The sequence below is a fragment of the Paenibacillus camelliae genome (genome assembly GCF_023715345.1).
Taxonomy (GTDB): Bacteria; Bacillota; Bacilli; order Paenibacillales; family Paenibacillaceae; genus Pristimantibacillus; species Pristimantibacillus camelliae.
Genome location: NZ_JAMBNY010000006.1, coordinates 1 through 26,370 on the forward strand (window position 1 = coordinate 1; position 26,370 = coordinate 26,370).

Consider the following 26,370-nt stretch of genomic DNA (forward strand, 5'->3'; position numbering starts at 1 on the left):
AAACCATTCGTGAAAGCATAAAGAAAGGAGCGTATGAACCGAGTCCAGTCCGTCGGGTCGAAATCCCGAAACCGAACGGTGGAACTCGGCTCTTAGGCATACCTACGGTGACAGATCGCCTCATTCAACAAGCAATCATCCAAGTATTAACGCCTGTATTTGACCCAACGTTTTCCGAGCAAAGTTATGGATTTCGCCCACAACGGCGAGGGCATGATGCGGTAAGGAAAGCACGAAGCTACATGGAAGAGGGATACCGCATTGTGGTAGACATTGACATGGAGAAATTCTTCGACCGAATCCATCACGACCGCTTAATGGCAAAACTAGCGGAACGAGTGACAGACAAAATGGTGCTGAAACTTATTCGCGGCTATCTGCAAGCGGGAGTAATGGAAGGAGGTCTCGTTCAAGCGACAACGGAAGGGGCTCCGCAAGGAGGTCCACTTAGTCCGCTATTATCGAACATCGTCCTAGACGAGTTAGATAAGGAACTGGAAAAGAGAAACCTTCGTTTCGTGAGATATGCCGACGACTGCAACATCTATGTGAAAACGTGGAAGGCAGGACAACGAGTGATGAGCTCCATTACTGCATTCATCGAAGGAAAACTGAAGTTGAAAGTTAACCGAGAGAAAAGCGCGGTTGACCGTCCATGGAGGCGTAAATTTCTAGGTTTCACGTTCAGCTGGGAGAAGAAAAATCCGCGAATAAAGATCGCAAAGCTATCACTGGATCGAGTGAAAACAAAGATTAAAGCGATCACCTCTCGGAGTAAGCCAATCCCGATCGAACTACGAATAAAGGAACTTAATCAATATCTCACAGGCTGGTGCGGTTATTATGCATTAGCCGATACGAAAAGTGTGTTCCAAGCGTTGGACGAATGGATAAGAAGAAGGCTTCGAATGTGTATATGGAAAGAATGGAAGCAGCCGAAGACAAAGGTCAGAAAACTGCTGTCGTTAGGCGTTTCGAAACAAAAGGCACATGAATGGGGAAATTCGAGGAAGAAACACTGGCGAATTGCATGTAGTCCGATTCTTCATCGGTCAATGAACAACCAATATTGGTCATCTCTTGGACTGAGAAGTTTAACGGACAGATATAATCACTTGCGGAATATGACATGAACCGCCGTGTACCGAACGGTATGCACGGTGGTGTGAGAGGACGGGGGCTAGCCGCCCCCTCCTACTCGATTTCTCGTAGGTTTAGAACGATCTCTATTGCTGACCGATTAAGACATATTTAGCAGCTTTCGCAGCTCGGTAAATGTAGCTACAAGCTCATCATGAATAACAAGATCGAACAGATCATCCTTAGGAGTGGCCGTCATGTTGATGATCGCTGTAGTCGGACGCTCGGCACGAGAAGCATAATAAGGGAGCTCCTTGATTGGATATACCTCTAGTGAGGAGCCTAGCGTGAGAAACAGGTCACAATGCTGAGTAACCTCATATGCTTCTTCTAGGTGCTGCACACCGCCACCAAACAACACAACATCCGGCTTTAGAATGAAGTTATCGCTGAAGCAGCGCGGTACTTCCTGCTGCAGCACATGGGCTAGCGAATAGCTCGCTTTGCACTTTGGACAATGTGCACTTGCAATCGTTCCATGCACCTCGAGGATATGTGTGCTGCCAGCCTTACGATGTAGTCCATCGACGTTTTGCGTGACAATCGTTACTTTCTTGTCCAGCTTCTCAAGCTCAGCGAGCAGTGTGTGTGCGGCATTCGGCTCGTAGCTATCCATATGCTGGAGCTGAAAAATATTCTTGAAATTGATCCAGAACTCTTTTGGATGCTGGTGATAGTACGATTCAGATAATAAATGCTCCACACGCTCAAACTTCGAATAAACACCATTCTCCGATCGGAAATCAGGAATACCACTAGCCGTACTAATGCCTGCTCCGGATAACACGACGATATGCTTTGCAGCGGTTATCGCTTCTGCCAGCTTGGATATTTTCGTTTCTGTTTCCAAGGTTCATCCCTCCTCGTAACAAGATTAATGATCAATGGATAGTTGCTGTCTTCTACACCGCTTACGGTTAACCTTCCGCTTGCTCAGCAGATGTAGGTCGATGCTCCTTAAGCAGGAAAGCGATGATCGTACCGATTAGTAATGACCAAAGCGCAGCTGAAATACCAAGCATCGTTACACCAGATACGGAGATAATAAATGCAAAAAGTACAGAATACCGATACTGCTTATTACCAAACGATGATTGCATACTATTTAAGAAAATATTGAGCAGCGAATAGCCAATAAGGCTGGCAATAAAGTAGTCAGGTAACAGTGTAATGTACGGGATAATAAGCCAAGCGAACAACCCGAAAAGAATACATAAAACGCTAGATAAGAGGGCAGCTCGATAACGTTCATCCTTTGCCCCTGTCTCATCACTGCTGCACATCGTCGTCATCATTCCACCAATATTGATAGAATGCCCAAGTCCGAGGCCTCCAATGCCTGTAGCGATACCTGAATAAGAGATAATTCGATTAACAGGAGTGTTATACCCTTGCTTGTTTAATGATGCTACAGCAACAGCGATATCGTTACTAATAATAAGAATGCTGATCGGCAGGGCGACTGATATAAACCCTTGCCATGTAAATTCGGGTGCGATCCATACAGGCCATTCATATGGCAGTCGCTCCACAGCCGGGAAGGAGTAAGTAAACAGCAAACCGATTAACCCGAATACAATAACGCCTACGATAGCAGGCAGCGATTTTACCAGCTTCGGCATTACAAAGAATCCTACAGCTGCACACAGTCCAACGATCGGATTGCTTTGAAAGGCTGGAATTAATGAAACAATATAATGAGCAATAACGCCTGCCAGCATCGCATCGATTACCGGTCTAGGAATATGCTTGAAGACCACTGAGAAGATGCCGGTAAAGCCCAGTAAGGCAATAATGACCCCGATTAATATAAAGCTTCCTGCAAGCTGTGGTAAGGTTAGATGAACGGCTGCAGTGCTTAAGAAGGCAATGCCCGTTACAGAATGGGCCCCTGCAATAGGTAGACGATAACGCCAAGCTACGAAGAAATTGAAAAGTCCACCTAAAACATAGCAAACAAAAAGCCATGATAGTAGCTGTCTTTCATTAAGTCCAAGATGATTGGCACTATGTACAACAAGAATTGCTCCGCCCGTGCATGCCATTAATGCGGACATCAGACCAGATGACCATTGATTTTGATTCATGAAGTTAAGCTCCTTAATGCTGCCACGTAATAAAAAGCAGCCATCATGTCAGTGGACAGGATGGCTGCGGGAAATGCTCAGGCTAATACGTAGCCATTACGCTTTAAGCTACTATAGCTTTGTATGAAGCGCAGTTCGCATAGAATGAATATGAGACAAATAACGGATGTTACTTGCTTCCTTCATCAACGTTGCAGAGATACCTTTAAGCGCAGTGTTGCTTGCACCAACGGTAGCAACCGCATCTTTACGGCCAAGAGAAGCAAGCGTACCAGAGTTAACTGGGCTGAATTTCTCCATTTCTTTGCCATTGAAGTAAGCATACAGGTTGTAGCCTGCAAGCTCACCCATTTGCCAAGCGTTTTGTGCTGTTGGCGCGTATGGGCGTCCGCCTTCTTCTGGGAAAGCAAGTGCAGCGTCACCAACAACGAATACATCGTTGTGGGATTTAGATTGAAGGAAATCGTTAACTGCTGCTTTACCACGGTCGCATTCAAGACCAGATTCCGCAACGATTGGAAGTGCAGCTACGCCGCCTGTCCATACGAATGTATTAGCTTCAATCGATTCGCCTGTTTTAAGCTCGATTTTGTTGCCAACAACGCCTGTAACAGGAACGCCAGTAATAAATTCAACACCGCGTTTAGCCAAGCTTTCTGTTGCGCGCTCGATCAAATGATCGGGAAGTACTGGAAGAATTTTCGGACCAGCTTCGATCAGCTTGATTTTTAGGTTATGGAATGGCACACCATATTTTTTAGCGATTTTCGGGAAGTTATCCACGATTTCACCAACAAGCTCAACGCCTGTTAGACCACCGCCACCGATAACGATCGTTGCATCAGCTTCATTGCCACTTTGAGCATAAGCTTTAATACGATCCTCGATGTGCTTGTTGATTTGATTCGCATCATCAACAGATTTAAGCACCATACTGTTTTCTTCAAGGCCTGGGATACCGAAGTAGCCTGTTTGGCTTCCAAGAGAAACAACGAGCGCATCATAAGAAAGTGTAGAACCATCAGAAAGCTTAACTTCTTTGTTGTCTACAGAGAAGGAAGACACTTTAGCGATTTTGAGATTAACATCATAGCCTTTAAGAAGCGTTTTTAAAGGAATCGCAACGGCTTCTTCATTAATTGTACCGCCAGCAAGGCGATGAAGCTCAGTAATGATTTGGTGAGTAGGGTATTGGTTAACAACTGTAACTTTTGCTTGGTTTTTGTCCATGTAATTGCGAACAGATTGCGCAGCAAGAATACCGCCATAACCTGCACCCAAAATAACAATATGTTTAGACATAGCTAGTCCTCCGTCCATACGATAAATTGTTTCTACTATTTTTGATTACGCTCACGCTCGTTAGCAACTTGTAAGTAAGCGTTAATGAAGCGGAAAAGCTTTTGCGCTTGAGGATCCTTTAGCATTTTCATTAGTCCAAAAACACCGATGACCTCATTGCTTTGCTCAGCACGGTCACTCGCTTCAACAGCGTTAAGTGCGATCGTTCTTGCACCTTCAATGACTGGTCCAACAATTTCAGTTGTTGCGTTCACGATATCGCTTTTGAACACTTCATCTGTTGCAAGCTGTTTCGTAAATGCATAGGACTTTGTTAAAGTATTCACTAATTCAGTTAGCTGCGGAAGCTGATCCACTAACGTGTTCAGTGATGCCTGTACTTCCGGGTTAGCTAGCTTTTCAAGAAGAGCTTGCTGATCCGGAGCTACTGCAGATTGCGTTTGAGTGTTTGTTTCTGACATATCCAGGTCTCCTTTAAATAAACTACTTTAAGCCGATTTTTAATCGTCAAAGCCAATGATGAATTCCTTGCTATTTATCCAACATCATGTATTGTGATAAATTTCACCTAAAGTGAAAGGGAATAGTCTTGATATCTAGACATAGATAAACAATCTAAACGATCCTAGCTGCTCATAGCAAATACAGCACATGAGTATCATATGCCTCGAGACAGATTCAGATCCAATTCAAGATCGGCCTAAGCTGTTACTTTCCATTATAGCCTAAGTTGTTGAAATCGTCTCTAGCCTTGTGAACATTTTCTCGAGATTATGGCAAATAAATGATTATAAATTCGCAAAATGCTCAAAATTTGACGAAAATGTGCGAATAGAATATTCATGTGCACGTTTGGTTTGACTATAGCTTATGTCAATCGTCCAAAACTTATTAATGTAAAATAAGCAATTTGTACGAATGCAAAGTTGAACTTTCAGCACCGAATTAGACGTATATACAAGGAGAGGGTATAATTTTACATAACTATCCAGCAGGACCTAGAGATACATAATAAAGACTACGTTAGGAGAGAGTGGATTTGAGTAAGCTGATCGTTATCGGAAGTTTGAACATGGATATCGTAAGCCGAATTCAGCATTTTGCTAAAGCTGGTGAGACGATCCACAGTAGCCATTTGGCTTACTACCCAGGCGGTAAAGGAGCGAATCAGGCTGTCGCCGCTGCAAGATTTGGTGCGGAGTGTGTCATGGTCGGTGCTGTCGGCAGTGATGGCTTTGCTGATCAGCTCATTGATCAACTTCAATTAAGCGGAGTGAATACCGAGCATGTGCTAAGAACGGAGGGAGCCTCCGGTACTGCATATATTATGGTCAATGAATCGGGCGAGAACATTATCGTTGTGTCGGAAGGAAGCAACGGAAAGCTGTCGCCACAGGCTGTGGACAAGCATACACCATGGGAGCAGGCTAGTGCCATACTGCTGCAGAATGAAATTCCTTGGGAGACGACCTGTCATATCATCGCTAAAGCGAAGCAGGCTAATGTTCCAGTATGGTTCAATCCGGCGCCAGCCCGTTCAATTCCAGCTGAGCTGTGGGAAGATATTGATACCTTTATTATGAATGAGACGGAAACAGCACTTATTACGGGTAAGCCTGTTTATAATATGGAATCGGCCAAGGCTGCTGCTGAGCTGCTTACCCGTCAAGGCGCTAAGCAAGTCATTGTTACACTCGGTGAGCAAGGGTGTATCTATACCAATGCTGAGGGAATGTATGTATCGGTAGCTGCTTATGAGGTTAAGGCAGTGGACACGACAGCGGCTGGCGATACATTTATCGGCGTGTATGCTGCAGCTAGACTAAACGGGGCAACGATTGAAGCAGCACTGTCCAACGCAGTTGCAGCTTCAGCGCTTGCAGTCACGAAGGATGGAGCACAGGCCTCTATACCGCAGAAGCAGCAGGTGGCTGAGTTCATCGCAACTAACGGAATGCCATTAATTTCACGGTAATTTAATATACGGTTTATGGCCTTTCTCGCGCCATTATAAGCTATAATGGTGTAGTGGAGAGGAGGCATACTGTATGAAATTGATAGCATCAGATATGGATGGAACACTGCTGAATAAATATTGGAGAATTAGCGATGAGAATCGCTCAGCAGTGCTAGAGGCTCAGAAGAGAGGCATTGAATTCATCATTGCAACAGGAAGGCCTTATACGAATGTTAATGTCCTATTAGACGAAGCGGGGATTTCATGTCCGGTTATAAGTCTTAACGGTGCACAGACACATGATGCAAGCGGCAAGCTCATTGCGAGTCAACCGCTGACTAAGGAGCAGGCTCGACTAGTGCATGACATCTTGATGGAAGAGGGCATGTACTTTGAGCTGATGACACCAGATGGAGCAATCAGCCTAAGCTATGATCAGTATGTTGATATATCGCATTATTATGGGAAGATCGAGCTTGCACATTTGAGTGAAGCGGAGCGTCATGCAACCGTGCTGCGCATGTGTGAGGAGCGTATTCGTAATGAACGCTGCCAATTTGTTGAATCGTTCGAGTCGTATTTGAATGATGATCAGGTTGAAGTGTTAAAAATATTCGCATTAACAACAGATGAGGCATGCTTTAAGCGCTCCGATGAAAGAGTTCGTCAGCTAACTGGACTTGCCATTTCATCTTCTGCTCATGGCAACCTGGAAGTAAACTCAGCGAAAGGCAATAAAGGCTATGCCGTGCAGCAATATGCAGCATCTCTGGGCATTCAGCCAGCTGAAATTATGGCGATGGGAGACGGCTTTAACGATCTGTCCATGCTGCAAATGGCAGGCAAAGGTGTAGTGATGGACAATGCTCCTGAAGCGTTGAAGGCACTGATCCCGCATCGAACGAAGCGAAACACAGAGCACGGTGTCGCTCATGCGATCCGGGAGCTTCTCGATCAGCTTTCTTTATCAGCATCAGCCAAATAGGTAGTCGAATCTTTAAACTTGTACTATATAAAGAGAAAAGTAAATAGAAAAGCCGAGACGCTTTACTCTACTGCAGGCTGTAGCCTATGCAGATAGAGGGAAGCTCTCGGCTTTTTCTTATATAGAGGTTAGGAAAACATTCTTACCAATGCCATAGCGACCACACCAACGATGACGGTCACTGCCAGACTGCGTGTCCATAGCGCAGCAATTACGGTAGGGATGAGTGCAAGCATATAATGCCAGCTGATAATGAGCTTGCCCTGCTCAGCTGTCCACATGCCTTGTACGATTAATGCAGTTAGAATGCAGATCGGTATATAGCTTAACCAATCGGTCATCCATTTTGGCAGGCTGACCTTTTTTAAGAGAATAAACGGAGCAATTCTAGGGATTAAGGTAACTAAGCAGCAGCCTATAATAATAAGCAGCATCGTGGTTGAGATGGTCATCGCTTCGTAAGCACCCCAATCGTTGCAGCGCTCATCGTTGATAGCAGCACGGCCAAATGTGATGGTACGACAAAGCTGAACACAACCATAAATATAATCGTATAGCCGACAACAGCAAGCAAGTGCATGAGCTTGCCTGCAGCTTGCTGCTGAAGCTGAATAATGAGCAAGGCTACAAACATCGCTGGCAGTGCAAAATCAAGCCCGAAAACTGTTGGCTCCTCGATCCATTGTCCGAGCATGGCACCCGCTAGACTTGAAAGCAGCCAGCATAGATAGGCGGTAATATTCAATCCATGCATCCAGCTGGCATTGAGCTTAGTCTGCTTCGTTAGCTTCGAGGCAGCAACACCAAAGGTTTCATCGGTCAGCAGTGTGCCTAGCAGCACGTTTTGCTTCATTGAATATTGCGAGAAGGCTGGTGCAATTGCGAGTCCCATGAGGAAATGCCTTAAGTTCACGATAAAGGTCGTGGCAACAATGACGGGTATTGGCGTATGTACTACGAATAACGCACAAATGATGAATTGAGCTGATCCTGCATATACAAGCAAGGAGAGCAACGCAATTTCAAGCAGGCTGACATTAGAAGAGGCACCGACAATGCCGAAAGCAGCGCCGATACCGATATAGCCAAGGAGAGTAGGAAGACAATCTCGTACTCCTTGAATGAACTGTTGTCGATCCTCATGCATCTGTTCTATTTTCATTCCTTTCAAGCGATACCAAGCTGCCAGGTGTACCCAGGGCATACTCCCGGCAGCTTCTAAACTATAATACTTGTACCTGAAATCAATCTATGCAGCTTGCTTCTGATGATGGCTTGAAACCTTGCGAGTAATGGAGAACAAGGCGAAACCTAAGGAGATAGCCATCATGATCGCAGCAGCCCACGAAGTAACCGCAACATCGTTCGTTGTTTTAATAAGATAGCCGCCTAAGCCAGAGCCAGCAGCAATCCCAAGCTGGAGTGCAGAGTTATGAAGGCTCTGCTGAATATCCGCAGTCTCCGGTTCTGTTTCAATGAGATAAGCTTGCTCGGGAGGGGACACTGCCCACGACATCATGCCCCACAAAACTAGCATAATGATAAACATTGCAAAGCTGTCTCTCGTTACTGATATTGTAATGAGGGTGAGTAGAAACGTAAAGACAATCGCTACTATCGCTTTGCGTGGATTCAATCGATCCGACAGCAGGCCCCCAACATATCCGCCTGCAATTGCGGAGAATCCAAAAATAAAGTAAATGACACTAATCATTTGCGCACTTAATTGATAATATTGCGTCAGATACGGGGATAGATAGGCATAGAAAACATAGTGCCCCCCGATCGCGAACATGAGCATGCAATGTGCCGACCATATCTTCACGCGTTTAATGGCACGGAATTGATCGCGTAATGAAATGGTTTTGCCAGGTGCAACAGGATCGATGAAAGCGACAATAATGATAAAGGCAAACAGTGTTAATAGGGCTGCAAATAAAAATACAATTCGCCAATTCCAGTAGTCACTAATTAGGACACCAACTGGTATGCCGATAACGATCGATGAGCTGATTCCCATCGAGACAAATCCGATTGCACGTGCAATGAAGCGTTCAGGCACGACCTTTACAGACATGGTGAGTGCAAGGACTACAATTAACGAGCCGGATGCGGCATTAATAACACGCGCAGCAACGAGCATCATATAGCTTGATCCCCAGAAAGCGAGTAGCGTTCCGATAAAGAAGATAACGAGGGAGCCAAGCATAAGCTTTTTACGCTCAATTCTAGATGTCAGCGTAAGCAATAATGGTCCTGTCACCGCATATACAAGGCTGAATATTGTAATCAGCATGCCTGCCTTCGCAATCGTAATGTTAAGATCATCTGCGATTTGCGGAAGAATACCTCCAATAATTAATTCGACTAATCCAACGACGAACGCTGAAATGGTAAGTGCAATAACTTTGATGTTCATTAGATATACATTCTTCCTTTATGGTGTATGAATTTAAGGTTGTTCTCATGTATCTGCTCTATTATAGTGAAGAATAGTCGCATAACATAGGACATATGTCCTTTTCAGCTAGGAGGTACATTTATGGATCAGCATCAGGAGATCAAGAATTGGCTCGAGAAATATGAGCTGGGGCAATTGTTTCATCCGAGTACGATACAGCAGATGTCAATGATGAAGCTTAAACCAAGAGATACACTGGTTAATAGCGGAGATCTTCTTCAGTCTCTATATATTCAGGTCACCGGAAAATTAAAAGTGGTCAATGTTATGCCGAATGGACGAACTTTGCTGCTGCGTTTCTGTCAACCTATCTCCTTAATTGGGGATGTTGAGCTAGTCAATAAAGAGGCTGCCGTCGTTCAGGTTGAGGCAGTGAGCGAAACAAAGCTTATCGTTGTTCCACATCGCATACTGCAGGAGAACGATATGAAGCATGCACCGTTCCTACAGTACCTGCTAGAGCAGGTCTGTCATAAGCTAAACACGATCTCGTTGTCAGCTAGCATGAATGTGCTAACCTCTGTGGATCGTCGCTTTGCCAGCTATCTTCTATCCATTACCAATCATAGTGAGCAATTGAGGTTTAAGCGTGGAGAGCTGGAAACGACCAGTCTTACGGAAATTGCCGAGCTGCTAGGTACAAGCTATCGGCATCTGAATCGAGTCATTAAAAGCTTTATTGAACGTGGAATTATTGAAAAGCAACATAGTGAAATTGTGATAAGAGATGTCGACGCGCTGAAGCAGCTCAGCGATGGGCATCTGTATCAATAGCTTGAACTATGTATTTAATAAATACTGATAAAGAAACAGACTGAGTCCGTAGTAAAGGACTCAGTCTGTTTTATGTTCATCCACACTGCTAACAGCTTACGCACATAAACACATGCGGATAGCTAACGAAAAACATTATGCACATGTGGATAGTGTTTTTTATTCAAAGCGCTGTGGATACAAGTGAAAAATAAGAAAAAACGCTGTGGATAGCTACGCAGAGCCACACATATTCACTAAAGTTATTCAGTCTGTTCACATTCTAATGTGCATAGCAGAAAATATAAAAAGAGACAGATGACTATTATATCGGAATTGTTATGGAAAGTCATTATCGAATTCAAAAAAAGCTAGCGATAGCTTATGAATGTAAGTGCCATTGATTTTTATACTCCGTTGGCGTGTAGCCCGTATATTCCTTGAATACACGTGAAAAATAATGCTGATCACTGAATGCAAGAGCATCTGATAGCTCTCTAATCAACAAGCTTGGCTTACTTTGCATTAGACGACAGGACTCATCTATTTTTAATTTCATATAGTATTGGACAAAGGTTTGTCCAGTAAATCGTTTAATAATTCGGCTCACATAGGAAGGACTCACGTGAAATTTTAGCGCCAATTCACCAATGGACAGCTGGGAATAAACGTGACGCTGAATATGCTGATCCATCTGCTCGAACAACTCTTCACTGCTCTTGCGATTATAGGATTGTAGTCGTTGAAATTGGTCCTCGCACCAAGCTATGAATTGTACGCAAAAGCTATCGTAATCTTCTAAGTTTAGCTTTTTCAGAAGGGGAGTAGGATCAGCATTATATTCATCTGGAGCAGATTCCTGCCATGCCTCGTTAAAGGCACCTTCAAGGGCAGCGACGAGCTGCACTAGTTCGGACCATAAAGCCACAGTTAGCTTCATATGCTTTAAGTGCTCTGCTAGCTTCAACGAAAATTGTTCCTTTTGCCGATGTACGATATATTCCTGAAGAACTCGTAATGTATCATTGACAGCTCGTGAATAAGTAGGTATATGGCTTTGCTCATACTCTAAGAGAATAGGACTAAATAATGTAAGCTCTTGATCTAACATAGCTTCTAACGATAGATAGGTCGCGTAGATGCGATCTGGCTCGACGGGTTCGAGATGACAAACAGCAGATATGTTAATATCTTGGCGTCTCAGCTGCTCTTGGATGTCTTTTAGCCAAGCAGTACCAGTAGTAACCTTATCTCGTAGAGCTACCGAGCTAAGCAGCAGTAGTTTGTTATTCTGTTTAAGTGGGAGGAGCCAGCTTGGATAGGGCTCACAGCAATTAGACAATAGAGGACGAATCAGCTCATGCCTCCAGTTTCTCTGTGAGGTGAACGGCTGACTGCACAGCAGCATCATAAGCTTGGGCTGGTCGAAGAAGTCTTGCCTGTTATGAGGCTCAAGCACCCAATCTTCTGCAACGATATCTCCTAACATAGCTTGGCGAGCTTTACGCAGCTCATCAAGCTTGCGGAGGACACGACTCATGACATCATCCAGCTGCTGCTGCTCGACCGGCTTTAATAAATAATCAAATACCTGTAAGTTAATCGCTTTTCTCGTATATTCAAAATCACTATAGCTGCTTATTAGCACGACCTTAAGCTCAGGAAGATAGGATTTAGCTTCTTCTATAAGGCTTAAACCGTCCAGCTTAGGCATGCGAATATCGGTTAATAATATATCGATTGAATGCGTCTTAATATACTCTAGTGCTTCCTCTCCATTGTATGCGGTGTGCACAACGTTAAGCGGAAGCTCTGATCGCTCGATAAGTTGTTTAATATTACGTAAGATAGGCTTACTGTCCTCAGCAATCAACACGTTGTACATCATATGACACACTCCTTTAATCCTTAATAAAAATCATCCGTTAAGGAAGCGATAATAAGCACAGTAACCCCTTTTTCATGACCAGGATGATTGAAAATATTAAAAAATAGCCGGTTTCGATACATTAACTGAAGGCGATGGACGGTATTGACGATCCCCATATTTCCCCATTGTTGATCTGGTTGCAGACCAATGTCAGATGTATTGCCGCGATGAATATTATCCATAATGCTTTGAATTTTTTCTGGAGCAATGCCACTTCCATTGTCGCTAATTTCGATTGCCCACAGCCCGTTAAACAGCTTGTACTCGATACGAATTCGCCATGGAGGATCAGCCTTCGAGAAGGCATGCTCAATACAGTTTTCAACAAAGGGCTGAATCGTCAATCTTGGAATTTGGATGCTATCAGCACTTTCATCTGCAATGATTTCCCACTCTAGATCATCCTCATAATGCGCATGAACTAAGGAAAGATAGTGTCGTGTATATTGAAGTTCCTCTGTCAGACTAACATGATGGGTTGCATTACTTACAATATAACGAAGATTTTCAGACAAGTGCTTACACATCTCGGTAACGGCCTTATAATTCTGTTCCTGTGCGGCGATGCTAATCAAATAAAGGACGTTATGAATGAAGTGTGGCGCTATCTGTGCCTGCAGGGCGGAATTGCGCGCTTTAGCTTCTTCATGCACGGCCGCTTTTTCTCGCTCGATCGACTGCTGCAGTCGTAATAATAAATCCTGAAACGCTTCATGTAGAGATATGAGTTCATTATTATGCGTATGATGATTCACTTGAACATTCAGGTTATTATACTGAATGCGTGAAATTTGATTGCGAAGCTTTCGTATCGGAAGCAGCAAGTTTTTCGTTGAAAAATAGATGTACACAAATAACACCAGCAGCAAACCACTAATAATAAGGATAGAAAGCCTGATTACTGAATTTACAGGTCCAAGTACCGAATCACGCGGTGTTACGACGAAGGTGCTCCAGCCTGTCATCTCGGACTGAACATAGGTGATGTAATCTCCTGCTTTATTCACATACATTCCATTTCGCTCGCTTTGTTGCTGCAATTGCTGAGAGAGCTGGCTATCATCGTATTCTTCACTTGGCATGCCAGCTATAAGCTGGTAATGCTCATCAAATATTAACGCAAATCCGTCTGCCACGTTTTCCGTTGGACTATTCAGCCTTGCTTGATCGAGCTGAATCGTTAAATAGCCGTAAACGCTTCCGTTTTGATCGACGATTGCTCGGTTAAACGTGACGATGCCATTGTTCTCACGATGTAGAACATAACTAGTCTCATGTACCTTTCTCGAATCAAGACGCTCTTTTAGCTCAGAATTAAGTGAATCAGGTGTATCATTGAAGCCTAGAAAGGCGGCGATTCTCGATCCCTGTACATCGTAAATGATCATATCGCGAATATTCATCGTAGGTCCGATCGCTTGAAACATCGAATCCTTTAAGATCCGACTGTGGCGCAAGCCTTCCTCTGTCGTGGTTGAGATATGGCCTGCTGCTAGTATATTAAACACTTGCTTATTTGATAGAATACGTTGAGAAAGCTGGTTCTGAGCAATCATATAGTCATCGATCTGATTATTAATGCTGACAGCAAGCATGCGTTTCTCATCTTGCATATCGTCCTTCAGCGGTATAATGACGATCCAGTTTATATAAACCAAGAAGAAACAAAGAACGATGACAAGCAATACGATGTACCGTAGGAAAAATTTAGTTTGCATACTTGTTCGTTTATACCAGCTGTTCATGTCACGGCCCTTCTTTCTATTAAGAAGTACATTATTAACCTACTTTATCATTAGTATAATAAATTGAACAAGGGTGAGGCTCACCGTACAGAACTTCGTACAGGGCTTAGTTCAGAATTTTACACATGAACAGTAAATAGCAAACATGTACCACCTAAATCATGAACTTTATAATAAATGTAAGCGGTAACATACAAAGATACAACTAAGGGGGAATTTGTAATGAAACCAAAAATGAGAACGATTGCGTTAAGTGTAATTGCTAGTACGATGGCACTTTCGCTTGCAGCCTGCGGGTCGGATAATAAGGGCGAGACAGCAGGTGAAAGCAGTAATAAAAACAATAGCGGCAGCAAATCAAATGTAACACTTGAGCTGGCAATTTCAAAAAGCTCTCAGGATTCACCGTTTATCGCCGATTGGTTGCTTAAGGAGTTTGAGACTGAGACAGGTATTAAAATTAATTTACAGCTGATTCCTGCAGAGCAATCTACAACGGTGCTACAGACTAAGCTAGCAGTTAATGAAGTGCCTGATCTGATCCAATACAACTTAGCAAGTGCTGTAACCGATCTAAACCTAGAGCGTAACTTTGAAATACTAGATAATGAGCCGTGGGTAGATCGTATTCTTAACGCTGATGTTTTGTCGGCGTATGGAAATATTTATAGCTTTCATGTGAGCCAAGATACAGGCATGCAAGGGGTTGTATATAACAAGGATATTTTCGAGGAGCTTAACCTTGAGATTCCAACGAGCTATGAGGAGTTTCTAGCTGTTTGTGAAGCGATTAAGGCAAGTGGTGTTACTCCAGTGTTTATGCCTTATAAAGACGCTTGGGCAGCTAACATATGGCCAGCAGCAGCTTTTGCTGACTACGCAGCAAAAAATGATCCAACCTTGTTTGATGATATTAATGCAAACAAGAAAAATTGGACAGATATTCCGGAATTAGAAGGCATTCTGGATCAGCAATATCAGATCTTTAAGCTTGGCTACACGAATGCAGATGTACTAAGCGACAGCTATGATATGGCAGTAGGTAAGTTCTTGAATAAGGAAGTAGCGATGATGTTTATGGGGGATTGGCTCATTCAGAACATTGAGAGTCAAGATCCAGAGATGAACCTTGGATTATTCGCGATTCCTTACGGTGAGGATCCTACGATTGGGGCAAGCCCGCTTGGCGGTCAATTGTTTATTCCGAAAAACTCTAAGCATATTGCCGAAGCGAAGCAATACCTTGCGTTTATTGCATCGCCTGAAATCGCTCAAAAAATCGTTGATGAGGAGCGTTATGTTTCTAATTTAAGCGATGTAACGACACCTGAGCAACCAGCATACAAGCAAGAAATCATTGATAACTATATTACACCTAAAAAAGTAACGTTAACGATGGATGCACATACCGTGGTGGATCAGAACGAATGGTACCGTAACCTGCAGGATCATTTCACTGGATCAATCACTCCGAAGGAAGTATTAGAAAATTGGGATGTAAAGTTTAAGGATCTAATGAAGGCAAAAGGTGTAGAAGGCTTCTAAGCTCGCTTGTGTAGACCTGATTGGCCGCCGATGTTATCGGCGGCTGATTGCTATAAAGAGTGCTCAAAAAAGTCTCGACTTATTGAGCAAGCTCTAAAAGGAGTGACATCATGCATAAATCGAAGAGTATGTATCCATATTATCTGGTTTGGCCTGCATTAATCATTTACTTTATATTTTTTGCATTTCCAGCACTCATTGGTTTTTATTATTCGTTCACAGATTGGCGACTGGATCGCGACACCATTCAATTTGTAGGCTGGGATAATTTTAAGGCTATTTTTTCTGATAAGGTGTTAATCTTAGCACTAAAAAACACACTGATTTTCGCAGTCGTTACTGTAATCGGCAAAAATATATTCGGACTTTTGCTGGCTATAGGTTTAAATATGAAGCTAAAAACACGCAATGTGCTGCGTGCTGTTTATTTTTCTCCTTCTATATTAAGTATTCTAGTTATTAGCATAATTTTTACACCAATTCTCCGGACAGAGGGAATGATTAACTCATTGCTAGGCAAGCTGGGACTTGAGTCATTAGCACAGGCTTGGCTAACTAATCCTTCCATCGTAGTCTGGACGATCGCTGCCGTATCGATCTGGCAAAGTGTAGGCTTTCAGATGGCTATCTATCTAGCCGGTTTACAGTCTATCTCCAAGGAATATTATGAAGCTGCAAAAATTGATGGTGCAAGCGCATGGAGAAGCTTTACGAATATTACGCTCCCGCTGTTGTTACCGGCGATCAATATTAACATTATGCTGACTTTAATCGGAGGCTTAAAAGTATTCTCAGAGGTGTATGTATTAACTGGCGGGGGACCTGGTAACGCGTCTCAGGTTGTCGGTACAATTATTTTGCGTGCCTTTGGTGAAGGAAACTGGGGACTTGGTACAGCTGTGAATACGCTGTTGTTCATTAGTGTATCTGTCATCGCCGTACCACTGATTATGTTCATGAGACGTAAGGAGGTTGCAGAATAATGAGGGTACGACAAAAAGTTCAAACGATCATTGTTGAATTGATGCTGATCCTGCTATCATTGACAATCATTGTTCCGCTGCTGCTTATGATATTAGGTTCATTCATGAACAATATCGAAGTGATGCAATTCAAAATTCAGCTGCCTGAGAAGTGGCTGTTCGAAAATTATGTGACGGTATTCAAGGAAGGCGGGTTGGCAAGAGCATTTGTAAACGGTGTTGTTATTACTGTTATATCGTGTAGCGTAAATATCGTCACATCATCGGCAGCAGCCTTTATTCTCGCACGACGTGAAACGAAGCTTTCAAGTTTCCTGTATCTTTTCTTCTTTATGGGATTGATTGCTCCGATGTCTACGATTACGACCATTCGAGTAGTACAATGGCTGGGCTTTTACGGCTCCATCTCTAGTGTTGTTTTCATCTATGCGGCATTGAATATGGCGTTTAGTATTTTCCTTTATAGTGGATTCGTCAAATCACTTAACAAATCGTTAGATGAGGCAGCCTTTATCGAGGGAGCCAATGCGCTGCAGGTGTTTCTGAAAATTATTACGCCGCTTTTGTTGCCCGTTAATGCAACAGTAGCGATTATGGTCTTCATGGGAGTGTGGAATGATATTTCGATTCCGCTTTATTTCTTACCAGATAGCTCGAACTGGACGATGCCGCTATCTGTATATAACTTTTATGGGATGTATAGCCGAGATTGGAATCTTATCTTCGCTGTCTTAGTGCTGACCTCATTACCGGTCATTATTCTATACGTATTTGCACAGAAATTTATCGTTAGCGGAATGACTGCAGGGGCTATGAAGGGCTAGTAGTTTGTTAACAAAAAGCGATAAAGGAAAGGCTCGACCAGAGCTAGCTAGCTAGGTTATAGCATGCCTCTGGTCGAGCCTTTTTGAGCTTATATATACACGAGGAATGTTACTTTTGCAGCTGCAATTGTCCCCAGTGGCCCATCGCCTCGCACATATATTGCGCAAGACCTTTTCCGTAGTGATCGATATTTTTAGTAAAGCGCTCATCCTGCACGTACATTTGGCCTAAGCCGATGAAAGCTTCGTAGCTGTAGTTGCCCATCTTATTAAGCAGCTCAAACCAGCGCTTCGTGAGTGCCATCGTTTCCTCACTATCAACAGGCGTACCGATACGCTCAGCAAGTCCATAATAAATGTTATTCCACTCACGTTCTAGCTCTGCTTTCTCTGAATCTGAAAGCTTGCCTACACGCTTGTTGCTTTCATCAACAGCTTTATCACCCCATCTTTCACGTGCTTCCTGCTCGTACGGATTGTTATCCCACTGTAATCCTTCAAATTTATCTTTTGCACTCATTTCAAATTCTCCTTTAACATGTGATATCGTTCGATCAATCGTTGCGATCATCTTCTCCAGCTGCTCTCGTTTCGCGATTAGCGAGCGCCGCTGAAGCTGAAGAGCCTCGAAGGTGTTGAAGCTCGGATTGTGAATGATGCGATGAATTTCCTTGAGGCTAAAGCCAAGCTCCTTGAAAAATAAAATATGCTGCAAGGTTTGTAGATTGTGCTCAGAGTATTGCCTGTATCCAGCTTCAGTCACATGATCTGGTATAAGCAAACCAATCTCGTCATAATGATGAAGGGTGCGCACACTTACTTTGGCGAGCTGAGCGACTTCTTTTACATTCATAATTCCACCTCCGATAGCTAAAGCATAAAGGATAACGTTACGTGAGGGTCAATAGCAAATTTGTCATTATATTTTTTGAGAAATGACAGTAAGTTGGTTGCAGCTTGCTGATTATGATAAGCTTATGTAATTCATATAAGAAATAGCTCGGCTAACAATCTCCTCTACAATCATTCGTAGCTATAGTATAGATGGAAGTGCAGAAGCAAAATTAGTCGATTATGTGGCAACTATGGATAAATTTGTCATATCATTGTATACTTATTTTATTCAATACTCTATGTAATTTATCATCAAAGGAGCAAAAAAATATGAAGGTGCTCATTGTTGAAGATGATCGAACGATTGCAGCTGGTCTTGAATACTCACTGCAGCAAGAACAATACCAGGTAACGATCGCGCATCATATGAAGGAAGCTGAAGTGATCATACGTGAGCACTATACTGAATTCAGTCTATATATTTTTGATCTTAATTTGCCGGATGGCACTGGATACGAGCTGTGTAAGCTTGTCAAATCATTACATGAGGCCCCGGTTATTTTTCTGTCCGCTGTAGACGAGGAAGTCAACATTGTCATGGGCCTTGATATGGGAGCCGATGATTATATTACGAAGCCGTTTCGCGTGCGCGAGCTGCTATCCCGTATGAAATCGGTGCTGCGCCGATATCAGCGATCACCAGCAAGCCGATCAACGATTACGATTGGGGACCTACATATTCATACAGTAGAAGCAAAGGTATATAAGGGTAATCAGGAGATTATTCTTACTGCTCTTGAATATCGTTTACTGCTAATTTTCGCTAATCATCCCGGACAAGTATTGTCGCGTAGTCAGCTGTTGGAGCGGATCTGGGACGTAGCTGGAGACTTCGTCAATGATAACACGTTAACGGTGTATATCAAGCGTCTCCGCGAGAAATTAGAGGATGACCCTGCTCAGCCTAAGTTTATTCTGACGGTAAGAGGCTTAGGCTACAAGATGGGGGAATAGCATATGCTTCGTAATTATGAGTTTCGTCGATACTTGTGGCTGCAGCTGCTCATCTCAGCTATCGCACTAGTCGTAGCAGCATTATGGCTAGGCTGGGCAGCTGCCGGGTTAGTGCTTACAGCTCTTATTATTACCTATATTAATTTTTATCTATTTACACGCTGGAGATACCGTGAGCTGGAGGAGCTTTCTCGCTACTTGCGGCAAATCGCTAGCGGCGAATACAGCTTCGTTATTCGTGATAATCGCGAGGGCGAATTAAGCATACTGAAGAATGAAATTTTTAAGGTTACGGTACGTCTTTCTGAGCAAAGCGAATATTTGCTTCGAGACAAGGAGCGTATGAGCGAAGCGATCTCGGACATCTCACATCAATTGAAAACACCGTTGACGTCGATGGGCGTTATGCTTGATCTGCTTAAGCAGCCGAATCTGCCACATGATAAGCAGAAAGAATTTCTAAAGTATATGCAGCAGCAGCTCGAGCGTCTAGAGTGGCTCATTACATCACTCTTAAAGCTATCGAAGCTGGAAGCGGGAACCGTCCTTTTCCAGTCAGAGCGGGTAAAGCTAGCTGAGCTTGTGCAGAGGGCATTGTCGCCGATAGAGATCCCGATTGAGATTAAGAACATTAATATAGTACTTGAAGGTGATACCGACCTGACGCTTGACGTAGATAAAAAGTGGACGATTGAAGCGATCCTTAATGTCGTAAAAAATGCAGTGGAGCATACCCCCCATGGAGGGACCATTACGCTCACGCTGTCACGCAATGAGCTCTATACCGCATTAATTGTAGCGGATACGGGATCAGGAATAGCGAAGGAGGATATCCCGCATCTATTCAAACGTTTTTATCGTGGAAAGCAAGCCAGTGAGTCCAGTGTAGGCATTGGACTTGCGATGTCGTATCACATTCTACAGGCTCAAAAAGGTGTGATCGAGGTTCATAATGGATTGCAGCTAGGAGCAGTCTTTACCTTGAAGTGGTATCATTAGTGACAAAATTGTCACTTTGGAGTCACTGGGAAGTCATATGCCATCACTATACTGTGCTTTAAGAGGAAGTTCAAAAAAACCAACTTTGATTACAGCTTCTCGGTACTGAAAGCTGGGATTTTTGAACAGTATTTTGAACAGTTATTAAGGAAAAGTGATGGAGGACGTATGATGGATATATTGAAGGTAGAGAACCTGTCGAAGATTTATGGTAAAGGTGAAAACCAAGTGCACGCATTGAAGGATATTTCCTTTAGTGTGAAGAAGGGCGAATTTGTAGCGATCATTGGACCGTCTGGTTCAGGTAAGTCCACACTGCTGCATCTACTTGGTGGAGTCGATACACCAAGCACTGGTAAGGTACTAGTCGATCAGACAGATATGTATGCGCTAGGAGAGACGCAGTTGGCTGTGTTTCGTCGCAGACAAATTGGACTGATCTATCAATTTTACAATTTGATTCCGGTATTAACGGTTGAAGAAAATATAACGCTGCCCCTTCTGCTTGATGGTCATAAAGTAAACAAGCAGGAGCTGCATGATCTTGTAAGCACATTGAATCTTGAGCAGCGACTAAATCATTTACCTAATCAGCTGTCTGGCGGACAACAGCAGCGTGTTTCGATTGGACGCGCGCTCATTAATCATCCGGCAATTATATTAGCGGATGAGCCGACGGGCAATCTCGATAGTAAGAACAGCAAAGATATTATGGATATGCTCGTCATGTTCAACAAAAGATTCAATCAAACGCTTATCGTCATTACGCATGATGAGCGTATTGCTTTGCAGGCTGATCGCATCATTACGATCGAGGATGGCAAGCTAGCCAAGGTCGAGGTGATCAGACCGTGAATATCATTAACAAATTAACGCTGCGTCATATGAAGGAAAACAAGCGTCGCACCCTTGTTACGATTCTTGGAGTCATTATTTCTGTAGCGATGATTACTGCGGTTACAACCATTGGATTGTCGTTTATCGATGTACTAAAGCGTGAGTCGATTGCTAGTAACGGAAATTGGCATATCCAATATAATGAGGTGCCTGTCAGTAAGCTGCCCGTGCTGGAGGATAGCTTATATGCGGATGAGCTCATCCTGGAACATGAAGAAGGGTATGCTCTGTTATCTGAGCAAGGTCTTGAAGGTAAAGACAATAAGCCGTATATTCATGTATTAGCCTATAATGAAGCAGCTTTAAATAGGCTTCCACTGCAGCTGCTTGAGGGACGCTTGCCAGTAAGTCCTAATGAAATTGTAGTGCCGGAGCATTTTTTGAAGCATTTTAATAAGGATTCACACATCATCGGTGAGACGATGACGATGACATTAGGTGAGCGCTACAATCCAGACCTGGTTGAGGAAGATTATGTTGATCGATTAGACCAGAACTATTCCATTCTGTTTGATGATGAGCGACATACGAAAGAGACCGTTATTGGAGAGCGTGAAGCAGAGTTTACGGTGGTCGGCATCATAGAACGATTAGGGGATGAGTACGGCATCTCCCCGGGTTATAGCTTCCTGACTGGATTAGATCCATCGAAGCTTCCGAAGGATGCAACGGTTACAGCAAAACTGTATACAGCTAAGCCAGACCAAGAGATCTTTAAGGAAGGCGAACGCTTGAAACATGCATTGTCGATTGATGAGTATTACATTAATACGACGCTGCTGCGCTATTCCTTTGTTAGCTCACATGATGGCTTTGTAACAACGGTATTTTCTCTATTGTCCATCGTTATGGGCGTCATCATGATTGGCTCCATCTCACTTATCTATAATGCGTTCGGTATATCGGTCGCGGATCGTTCACGTTATCTCGGCATGCTAGCAAGTGTAGGTGCAACGAAACGGCAAAAACGAAATTCTGTATTTTTCGAAGGGATGATTATTAGTGTCATCAGTATTCCGCTTGGGATATTAGGTGGGCTAGCAGGAATTGCGATAACATTTGCTGTCGTTAATCCTACGTTTCGTGGAGTGCTTGGGCTCGATGTTTCGTTCGAAGTGAAGATGAATATATGGACGCTGCTGCTGACAATTGGTATTAGCTTGATTACGGTGCTGTTATCCGTATGGTGGCCAGCGAAGCGTGCTGCCAAGGTGTCAGCGATTGATGCGATTCGTCAGACTCAGGACGTGAAGCTTTCTAGAAAGCAAGTGAAAACATCCAAGCTTGTACGTAAGCTATTTGGCATTGAAGCAGAAATCGCTTTGAAGAACATTAAGCGCAACAAGCGCAGATATCAGATTACGGTGTTCTCGCTCGTTATTAGTATTATATTATTTATGACGGTTTCTTATCTGACAGAATCGATGAAGCAAGCATTATTCAGTACGAATAGCGGTGTGAACTATGATTTGCAAGTTAATTATGGTATGAAAGATGACCCGAATCTTGAACTGCTGCTCGAGTTTGATGGAATAACTGATTATAGCATCATTCAATCTACGCAGAGCAGTGCGCGCGTGCCATATCAGTATGTGCCAGCAACGAACGCTAGCGCAATGGTAGCTCAGCAGGAAGAGATTTCAGATGATCTATATTATGATGTATTCATTCAAGCGCTAGATGATGAGGAGCTTAAGGAGGTTGCTGAATACGCAGGAGTAGATGCTTCATTGCTCTTCGACACATCTCATCCGCAAGCGATTCTGTATAACGAGATTAGCTACTATCACAAGGGAGAAAAACGATACGTTGCTGGAAAAGTGTTGAGCCAAGTGACTGACATTATGGTTCAGCTTACGAACTGGACCTACGAGACTTCTACAGACGAGAGTGGAGAAACGATCTATATGTCGCACGAGGTTGAAGGTGAAGCCATCGAACTTGTTGGCGGAACAGATTTTGCTCCGATGGGGATTGTACGAACGACTCACGGTCCGAATGGTATGACGCTATATGTGAGTCAGGCCGTTATGGATAAGCTTAACAGCAATATCGAGCCTCGTGTTCAATACAACGTATATATTAAAAGTGACAACCCACTAGCTTTAGAGGAGCAAATTCGAGAGTCACAGCATTTTGATAATTACTATATTAGCAATGTATTCAAGCATAAGCAGGAAGAAGAGGCGACGATGTTTATACTGTCGGTCTTCTCATACGGGTTCATTGTGCTGATCACGTTGATTTCCGTTGCGAATATATTGAATACGATCTCGACAAGCATTCAGCTCCGCAGGAGAGAGTTTGCGATGCTGCGCTCGATCGGCATGACGGAGAAGGGCTTCTACCGAATGATTAATTATGAAAGCATACTGTATGGAGTAAAGGCACTGCTGTATGGTCTTCCAATCAGCTTCGGGATTATGGTGCTTATCTATTGGTCCATACTGAAAACCTCATATTATCCGTTCCAATTGCCATGGGTCCATCTCGGGATATTGTTCGTCGTATTATTTATGATTGTTGGACTTTCTATGATGTACTCTGGCTCTAAGGTGAAGAAGGGGAGCATCGTTGATGCAATTAAGCAAGAAAATATGTAGCTCAATGAGCGTTCGATGAAGGGGGAATGCAGCTTGGCAACTGCTCGATGCAAGGAAAGGTTAGTACAATATGAGCTTATCGTGTATCAGATGGCGATGCTGCTGCATCAACGCGATTCGATTGCGATTGAGATTACGAAGCAGGTGCTTTGTCAGATATGGCGAGACTATGACTTCTTCGATCTCGAGCCGAGCAAGCAGCGAAGTCGATTAATCTGGTTAGTCAGTCAAGCTACACCTGCTCCTGTAATGGCGTAGTCTAACGACTTGTCATCATGGTACAAATGATATAAGCAATGAAGGGTACAGGCACGCTAGGAGAATTCAATCTCCTAGCGGTGCTTGTACCCTTTTTTGATTGAGCCTTGCTTTACAGACATGCCTTTCGCCAATTGATTTTATCAAATAATCCGCTTTGCTTAGATAGATGAGTCCAGCATTGCTGCTTAAATTCAGGATGTATGTATTCCGGAGTCAGATACTTCCAAGACGATCCAAGCAATCCGAGCGCCTCAGGGAAGCTGTGGACGACGCTCTCTCCGATCGTTGAGGTCGAGGAAGTGGATGAAGTCGACGAACAGCAAAATTCCCATTCCTGCTGTTGTTTTCTCGCAAATAAGGTCATTTTTCCTGCTGCACCTTTAACGACTAAAATCGTTTGCCAATGCTCCATATTGAAATTCCTCCTTATTACGTGCATCACATAGCTCTAATATACATCATTTACCAGCAGGTACGCATCATTTTCTTATAAATATGGTACGATAAGAAAGATATTTGATAAGAATGAGGGCTGATGATGAAGGAAAAACAACAGATCGAGCAGTATTTTGCAGAGCATAAGGATGCATTTATAGAGCATATTCGCCGTTTAGTTCGTATTCGCAGTGTAAAGGGAGAGGCGCAAGCAGGAATTCCGTTTGGCGAAGGACCTGCAGAAGCATTGAAGGAGACTTTAATCATTGCGGAAGAGCTCGGCCTGCTAACCAATAATATCGACAATTATGTCGGTACAATCAGTATCAATGAAGAGGATACAAAGCTAGGCATTCTCGGACATGTTGATGTTGTTGGCGAAGGTAAGAACTGGAGCTACGACCCTTACGAAGGAACGATTGTAGATGGGAAGATGTACGGACGCGGAACAAGTGATGACAAGGGGCCTGTCATCGCAGCAATGTATGCACTGGCTGCGGTTAAGGATCTCGGATTCCCGCTTGCTTATAATACGAAGCTGATCGTCGGGACCGATGAGGAGTCCGGTATGGAGGATCTTGATTATTATTTAACGAAGGAAAAAACACCGCCATATCTGTTTACGCCTGATGCAGAATTCCCAGTCATCAATATAGAAAAGGGTGCAATTCGTACATCGTTTGATGCAAGCTTTGCTAAGACAGATAAGCTGCCACGCGTGCTTTCTGTTAGCGGCGGCTATAAAGTAAACGTTGTGCCGCCTGAGGCAATCGCTGAGATTGAAGGTATGCTGCTCCCCGATATAAGTGAAATTGCACTTCGAGTGACCGAGAAAACTGGCGTGAACTTTGAATTGCAGGATCTAGGCAAGGAGAGAGTTCATATTAAGGCAGTCGGAGTCGGCGGTCATGCTTCGACCCCGGAAACAGCAATTAATGCTATTACAGGCTTGCTAACGCTTATTAGCAAGCTGCCGTTAAGTGAAGAGGAAGGACATCGCATGCTGCGTGGTGTAGCAGATATTTTCCCGCATCAGGATTATTACGGGAAAGCAGCGGGACTTGCGATGGAGGATAAAGAATCTGGTAAGCTGACGATGAACTTCTCGATTTTTGAATATAGCAGCGATGGACAGCTTAAGGGGATGTTCGACAGCCGAGTACCGCTATGTGCGACCGAGGCGAATACATTCGATGTATTGGAGCCGAAGCTTGCTGACTATGGGATTCGACTGGAGCGAGGCGGGTTCGAGAAGCCACATCATACACCAGCGGATTCACCGTTTGTCCAAACGCTGCTCCAAGTCTATGAGCAGTATACTGGTCTAAAGGGTGAATGCATCGCCATTGGCGGAGGAACGTACGTTCATGATATTGAAGGTGGTGTGGCGTTCGGACCAACGATGCCAGGCATTGATACACGGATGCATAGCAACGATGAGTTTATTATTATCGATGATATGCTAAAAGCAGCCCAGATCTATGCACAGGTGATCGTAGAGCTGTGTGGAGCAGATAAGCAGCAATAATAGGCTCATATGACGAAAGCAAAGCTGCTTATCTACACGATAGATAAAGACAGATGTGATGTAAGAAAAGGTGGAGCAATAGCCAAG

General features: G+C 43.6%; 24 protein-coding genes. 13 read left to right on the forward strand and 11 right to left on the reverse strand.

Annotated elements, in window-relative coordinates; translation table 11 throughout:
• The coding region (ltrA, locus tag M3180_RS11870; protein ID WP_251667686.1) for a group II intron reverse transcriptase/maturase at nucleotides 1-1,133 on the forward strand (1,133 nt) is incomplete at its 5' end.
• 107 nt (nucleotides 1,134-1,240) lie between these two features.
• Here the strand turns inward: ltrA and M3180_RS11875 are convergent.
• From M3180_RS11875 to M3180_RS11890, 4 genes are all read right to left on the reverse strand, one after another.
• The gene (locus M3180_RS11875; RefSeq protein WP_251667687.1) at nucleotides 1,241-1,990 is read right to left on the reverse strand and encodes an NAD-dependent protein deacylase; all 750 of its coding nucleotides are present in this window, start codon (nucleotides 1,988-1,990) and stop codon (nucleotides 1,241-1,243) included.
• Between the two features lie 67 nt (nucleotides 1,991-2,057).
• Nucleotides 2,058-3,227, reverse strand: coding sequence for a benzoate/H(+) symporter BenE family transporter (locus M3180_RS11880; protein WP_251667688.1), 1,170 nt, complete (start codon nucleotides 3,225-3,227; stop codon nucleotides 2,058-2,060).
• Between the two features lie 111 nt (nucleotides 3,228-3,338).
• Complete coding sequence (locus tag M3180_RS11885) at nucleotides 3,339-4,529, reverse strand: NAD(P)/FAD-dependent oxidoreductase (RefSeq protein ID WP_251667689.1); 1,191 nt, start codon at nucleotides 4,527-4,529, stop codon at nucleotides 3,339-3,341.
• Nucleotides 4,530-4,564: 35 nt separating this feature from the next.
• The gene (locus M3180_RS11890; protein WP_251667690.1) at nucleotides 4,565-4,990 is read right to left on the reverse strand and encodes a helical membrane plugin domain-containing protein; all 426 of its coding nucleotides are present in this window, start codon (nucleotides 4,988-4,990) and stop codon (nucleotides 4,565-4,567) included.
• A gap of 578 nt (nucleotides 4,991-5,568) precedes the next feature.
• Here M3180_RS11890 and rbsK point away from each other — a divergent pair.
• Together rbsK and M3180_RS11900 are read left to right on the forward strand one after the other, a co-directional pair.
• On the forward strand, nucleotides 5,569-6,504 hold the full coding sequence (gene rbsK, locus M3180_RS11895; protein ID WP_251667691.1) for a ribokinase: 936 nt from the start codon (nucleotides 5,569-5,571) through the stop codon (nucleotides 6,502-6,504).
• A 73-nt stretch (nucleotides 6,505-6,577) separates the two neighbouring features.
• Nucleotides 6,578-7,471 (forward strand): Cof-type HAD-IIB family hydrolase, encoded by an 894-nt coding sequence (locus M3180_RS11900; protein ID WP_251667692.1) that lies wholly within the window; start codon nucleotides 6,578-6,580, stop codon nucleotides 7,469-7,471.
• Between the two features lie 128 nt (nucleotides 7,472-7,599).
• Here the strand turns inward: M3180_RS11900 and M3180_RS11905 are convergent, their stop codons facing one another.
• The 3 genes from M3180_RS11905 to M3180_RS11915 all read right to left on the reverse strand — a co-directional run bounded on the left by M3180_RS11905 (nucleotide 7,600) and on the right by M3180_RS11915 (nucleotide 9,890).
• Nucleotides 7,600-7,923: an AzlD domain-containing protein gene (locus tag M3180_RS11905; RefSeq protein ID WP_251667693.1), complete on the reverse strand. Its 324-nt coding sequence runs from the start codon at nucleotides 7,921-7,923 to the stop codon at nucleotides 7,600-7,602.
• The gene (locus tag M3180_RS11910; protein WP_251668042.1) at nucleotides 7,920-8,633 is read right to left on the reverse strand and encodes an AzlC family ABC transporter permease; all 714 of its coding nucleotides are present in this window, start codon (nucleotides 8,631-8,633) and stop codon (nucleotides 7,920-7,922) included. The genes M3180_RS11905 and M3180_RS11910 overlap by 4 nt, the downstream gene beginning before the upstream one ends.
• A gap of 87 nt (nucleotides 8,634-8,720) precedes the next feature.
• Nucleotides 8,721-9,890: an MFS transporter gene (locus tag M3180_RS11915; RefSeq protein WP_251667694.1), complete on the reverse strand. Its 1,170-nt coding sequence runs from the start codon at nucleotides 9,888-9,890 to the stop codon at nucleotides 8,721-8,723.
• 123 nt (nucleotides 9,891-10,013) lie between these two features.
• Between M3180_RS11915 and M3180_RS11920 the strand changes: the two genes are divergently transcribed.
• A complete protein-coding gene (locus M3180_RS11920; protein ID WP_251667695.1) occupies nucleotides 10,014-10,706 on the forward strand; it encodes a Crp/Fnr family transcriptional regulator in 693 nt (230 codons plus the stop codon).
• A 361-nt stretch (nucleotides 10,707-11,067) separates the two neighbouring features.
• On the opposite strand, the gene M3180_RS11925 is transcribed toward M3180_RS11920, so the two are convergent.
• Both M3180_RS11925 and M3180_RS11930 read right to left on the reverse strand, forming a co-directional pair.
• Complete coding sequence (locus tag M3180_RS11925) at nucleotides 11,068-12,573, reverse strand: response regulator (protein WP_251667696.1); 1,506 nt, start codon at nucleotides 12,571-12,573, stop codon at nucleotides 11,068-11,070.
• Between the two features lie 20 nt (nucleotides 12,574-12,593).
• Entirely contained in the window at nucleotides 12,594-14,360 is a 1,767-nt protein-coding gene (locus M3180_RS11930; protein WP_251667697.1) for a cache domain-containing sensor histidine kinase, read from the reverse strand.
• A gap of 222 nt (nucleotides 14,361-14,582) precedes the next feature.
• Here M3180_RS11930 and M3180_RS11935 point away from each other — a divergent pair, with 222 nt between their 5' ends.
• From M3180_RS11935 to M3180_RS11945, 3 genes are all read left to right on the forward strand, one after another.
• The gene (locus M3180_RS11935) at nucleotides 14,583-15,905 is read left to right on the forward strand and encodes an ABC transporter substrate-binding protein (RefSeq protein WP_251667698.1); all 1,323 of its coding nucleotides are present in this window, start codon (nucleotides 14,583-14,585) and stop codon (nucleotides 15,903-15,905) included.
• A gap of 110 nt (nucleotides 15,906-16,015) precedes the next feature.
• Nucleotides 16,016-16,888, forward strand: coding sequence for a carbohydrate ABC transporter permease (locus M3180_RS11940; protein WP_251667699.1), 873 nt, complete (start codon nucleotides 16,016-16,018; stop codon nucleotides 16,886-16,888).
• Nucleotides 16,888-17,712, forward strand: a complete 825-nt coding sequence (locus M3180_RS11945) for a carbohydrate ABC transporter permease (RefSeq protein ID WP_251667700.1) — start codon at nucleotides 16,888-16,890, stop codon at nucleotides 17,710-17,712. Before M3180_RS11940 ends, M3180_RS11945 begins: the two co-directional genes overlap by 1 nt.
• A 109-nt stretch (nucleotides 17,713-17,821) precedes the next feature.
• On the opposite strand, the gene M3180_RS11950 is transcribed toward M3180_RS11945, so the two are convergent.
• A complete protein-coding gene (locus M3180_RS11950; RefSeq protein ID WP_251667701.1) occupies nucleotides 17,822-18,565 on the reverse strand; it encodes a MerR family transcriptional regulator in 744 nt (247 codons plus the stop codon).
• Between the two features lie 311 nt (nucleotides 18,566-18,876).
• On the opposite strand from M3180_RS11950, the gene M3180_RS11955 reads away from it, so the two are divergent.
• From M3180_RS11955 to M3180_RS11975, 5 genes are all read left to right on the forward strand, one after another.
• On the forward strand, nucleotides 18,877-19,560 hold the full coding sequence (locus M3180_RS11955) for a response regulator transcription factor (protein ID WP_251667702.1): 684 nt from the start codon (nucleotides 18,877-18,879) through the stop codon (nucleotides 19,558-19,560).
• Nucleotides 19,561-19,563: 3 nt separating this feature from the next.
• A complete protein-coding gene (locus M3180_RS11960) occupies nucleotides 19,564-20,559 on the forward strand; it encodes a sensor histidine kinase (protein ID WP_251667703.1) in 996 nt (331 codons plus the stop codon).
• Between the two features lie 171 nt (nucleotides 20,560-20,730).
• Nucleotides 20,731-21,414 carry an ABC transporter ATP-binding protein gene (locus M3180_RS11965; RefSeq protein WP_251668044.1) on the forward strand — a complete coding sequence of 228 codons (684 nt, stop codon included), beginning with the start codon at nucleotides 20,731-20,733 and terminating at the stop codon, nucleotides 21,412-21,414.
• Nucleotides 21,411-24,059: an ABC transporter permease gene (locus tag M3180_RS22910; RefSeq protein ID WP_251667704.1), complete on the forward strand. Its 2,649-nt coding sequence runs from the start codon at nucleotides 21,411-21,413 to the stop codon at nucleotides 24,057-24,059. Before M3180_RS11965 ends, M3180_RS22910 begins: the two co-directional genes overlap by 4 nt.
• Before the next feature lie 33 nt (nucleotides 24,060-24,092).
• Nucleotides 24,093-24,317, forward strand: a complete 225-nt coding sequence (locus M3180_RS11975; RefSeq protein ID WP_251667705.1) for a hypothetical protein — start codon at nucleotides 24,093-24,095, stop codon at nucleotides 24,315-24,317.
• 112 nt (nucleotides 24,318-24,429) lie between these two features.
• On the opposite strand, the gene M3180_RS11980 is transcribed toward M3180_RS11975, so the two are convergent.
• Nucleotides 24,430-24,732 carry a hypothetical protein gene (locus M3180_RS11980; RefSeq protein ID WP_251667706.1) on the reverse strand — a complete coding sequence of 101 codons (303 nt, stop codon included), beginning with the start codon at nucleotides 24,730-24,732 and terminating at the stop codon, nucleotides 24,430-24,432.
• Between the two features lie 126 nt (nucleotides 24,733-24,858).
• On the opposite strand from M3180_RS11980, the gene pepV reads away from it, so the two are divergent.
• Nucleotides 24,859-26,283, forward strand: coding sequence for a dipeptidase PepV (gene pepV / locus M3180_RS11985; protein ID WP_251667707.1), 1,425 nt, complete (start codon nucleotides 24,859-24,861; stop codon nucleotides 26,281-26,283).
• Nucleotides 26,284-26,370 lie beyond the last annotated feature (87 nt).

What these genes read in the sequence shown, in the direction of transcription:
- M3180_RS11880 (WP_251667688.1), bottom strand. Translation starts at nt 3,227, where the DNA reads ATGAATCAAAATCAATGGTCATCTGGTCTGATGTCCGCATTAATGGCA.
- M3180_RS11885 (WP_251667689.1), bottom strand. Translation starts at nt 4,529, where the DNA reads ATGTCTAAACATATTGTTATTTTGGGTGCAGGTTATGGCGGTATTCTT.
- M3180_RS11890 (WP_251667690.1), bottom strand. Translation starts at nt 4,990, where the DNA reads ATGTCAGAAACAAACACTCAAACGCAATCTGCAGTAGCTCCGGATCAG.
- M3180_RS11900 (WP_251667692.1), top strand. Translation starts at nt 6,578, where the DNA reads ATGAAATTGATAGCATCAGATATGGATGGAACACTGCTGAATAAATAT.
- M3180_RS11905 (WP_251667693.1), bottom strand. Translation starts at nt 7,923, where the DNA reads ATGACCATCTCAACCACGATGCTGCTTATTATTATAGGCTGCTGCTTA.
- M3180_RS11910 (WP_251668042.1), bottom strand. Translation starts at nt 8,633, where the DNA reads ATGAAAATAGAACAGATGCATGAGGATCGACAACAGTTCATTCAAGGA.
- M3180_RS11915 (WP_251667694.1), bottom strand. Translation starts at nt 9,890, where the DNA reads ATGAACATCAAAGTTATTGCACTTACCATTTCAGCGTTCGTCGTTGGA.
- M3180_RS11920 (WP_251667695.1), top strand. Translation starts at nt 10,014, where the DNA reads ATGGATCAGCATCAGGAGATCAAGAATTGGCTCGAGAAATATGAGCTG.
- M3180_RS11925 (WP_251667696.1), bottom strand. Translation starts at nt 12,573, where the DNA reads ATGATGTACAACGTGTTGATTGCTGAGGACAGTAAGCCTATCTTACGT.
- M3180_RS11930 (WP_251667697.1), bottom strand. Translation starts at nt 14,360, where the DNA reads ATGAACAGCTGGTATAAACGAACAAGTATGCAAACTAAATTTTTCCTA.
- M3180_RS11935 (WP_251667698.1), top strand. Translation starts at nt 14,583, where the DNA reads ATGAAACCAAAAATGAGAACGATTGCGTTAAGTGTAATTGCTAGTACG.
- M3180_RS11940 (WP_251667699.1), top strand. Translation starts at nt 16,016, where the DNA reads ATGCATAAATCGAAGAGTATGTATCCATATTATCTGGTTTGGCCTGCA.
- M3180_RS11945 (WP_251667700.1), top strand. Translation starts at nt 16,888, where the DNA reads ATGAGGGTACGACAAAAAGTTCAAACGATCATTGTTGAATTGATGCTG.
- M3180_RS11950 (WP_251667701.1), bottom strand. Translation starts at nt 18,565, where the DNA reads ATGAATGTAAAAGAAGTCGCTCAGCTCGCCAAAGTAAGTGTGCGCACC.
- M3180_RS11955 (WP_251667702.1), top strand. Translation starts at nt 18,877, where the DNA reads ATGAAGGTGCTCATTGTTGAAGATGATCGAACGATTGCAGCTGGTCTT.
- M3180_RS11960 (WP_251667703.1), top strand. Translation starts at nt 19,564, where the DNA reads ATGCTTCGTAATTATGAGTTTCGTCGATACTTGTGGCTGCAGCTGCTC.
- M3180_RS11965 (WP_251668044.1), top strand. Translation starts at nt 20,731, where the DNA reads ATGGATATATTGAAGGTAGAGAACCTGTCGAAGATTTATGGTAAAGGT.
- M3180_RS11980 (WP_251667706.1), bottom strand. Translation starts at nt 24,732, where the DNA reads ATGGAGCATTGGCAAACGATTTTAGTCGTTAAAGGTGCAGCAGGAAAA.
- pepV (WP_251667707.1), top strand. Translation starts at nt 24,859, where the DNA reads ATGAAGGAAAAACAACAGATCGAGCAGTATTTTGCAGAGCATAAGGAT.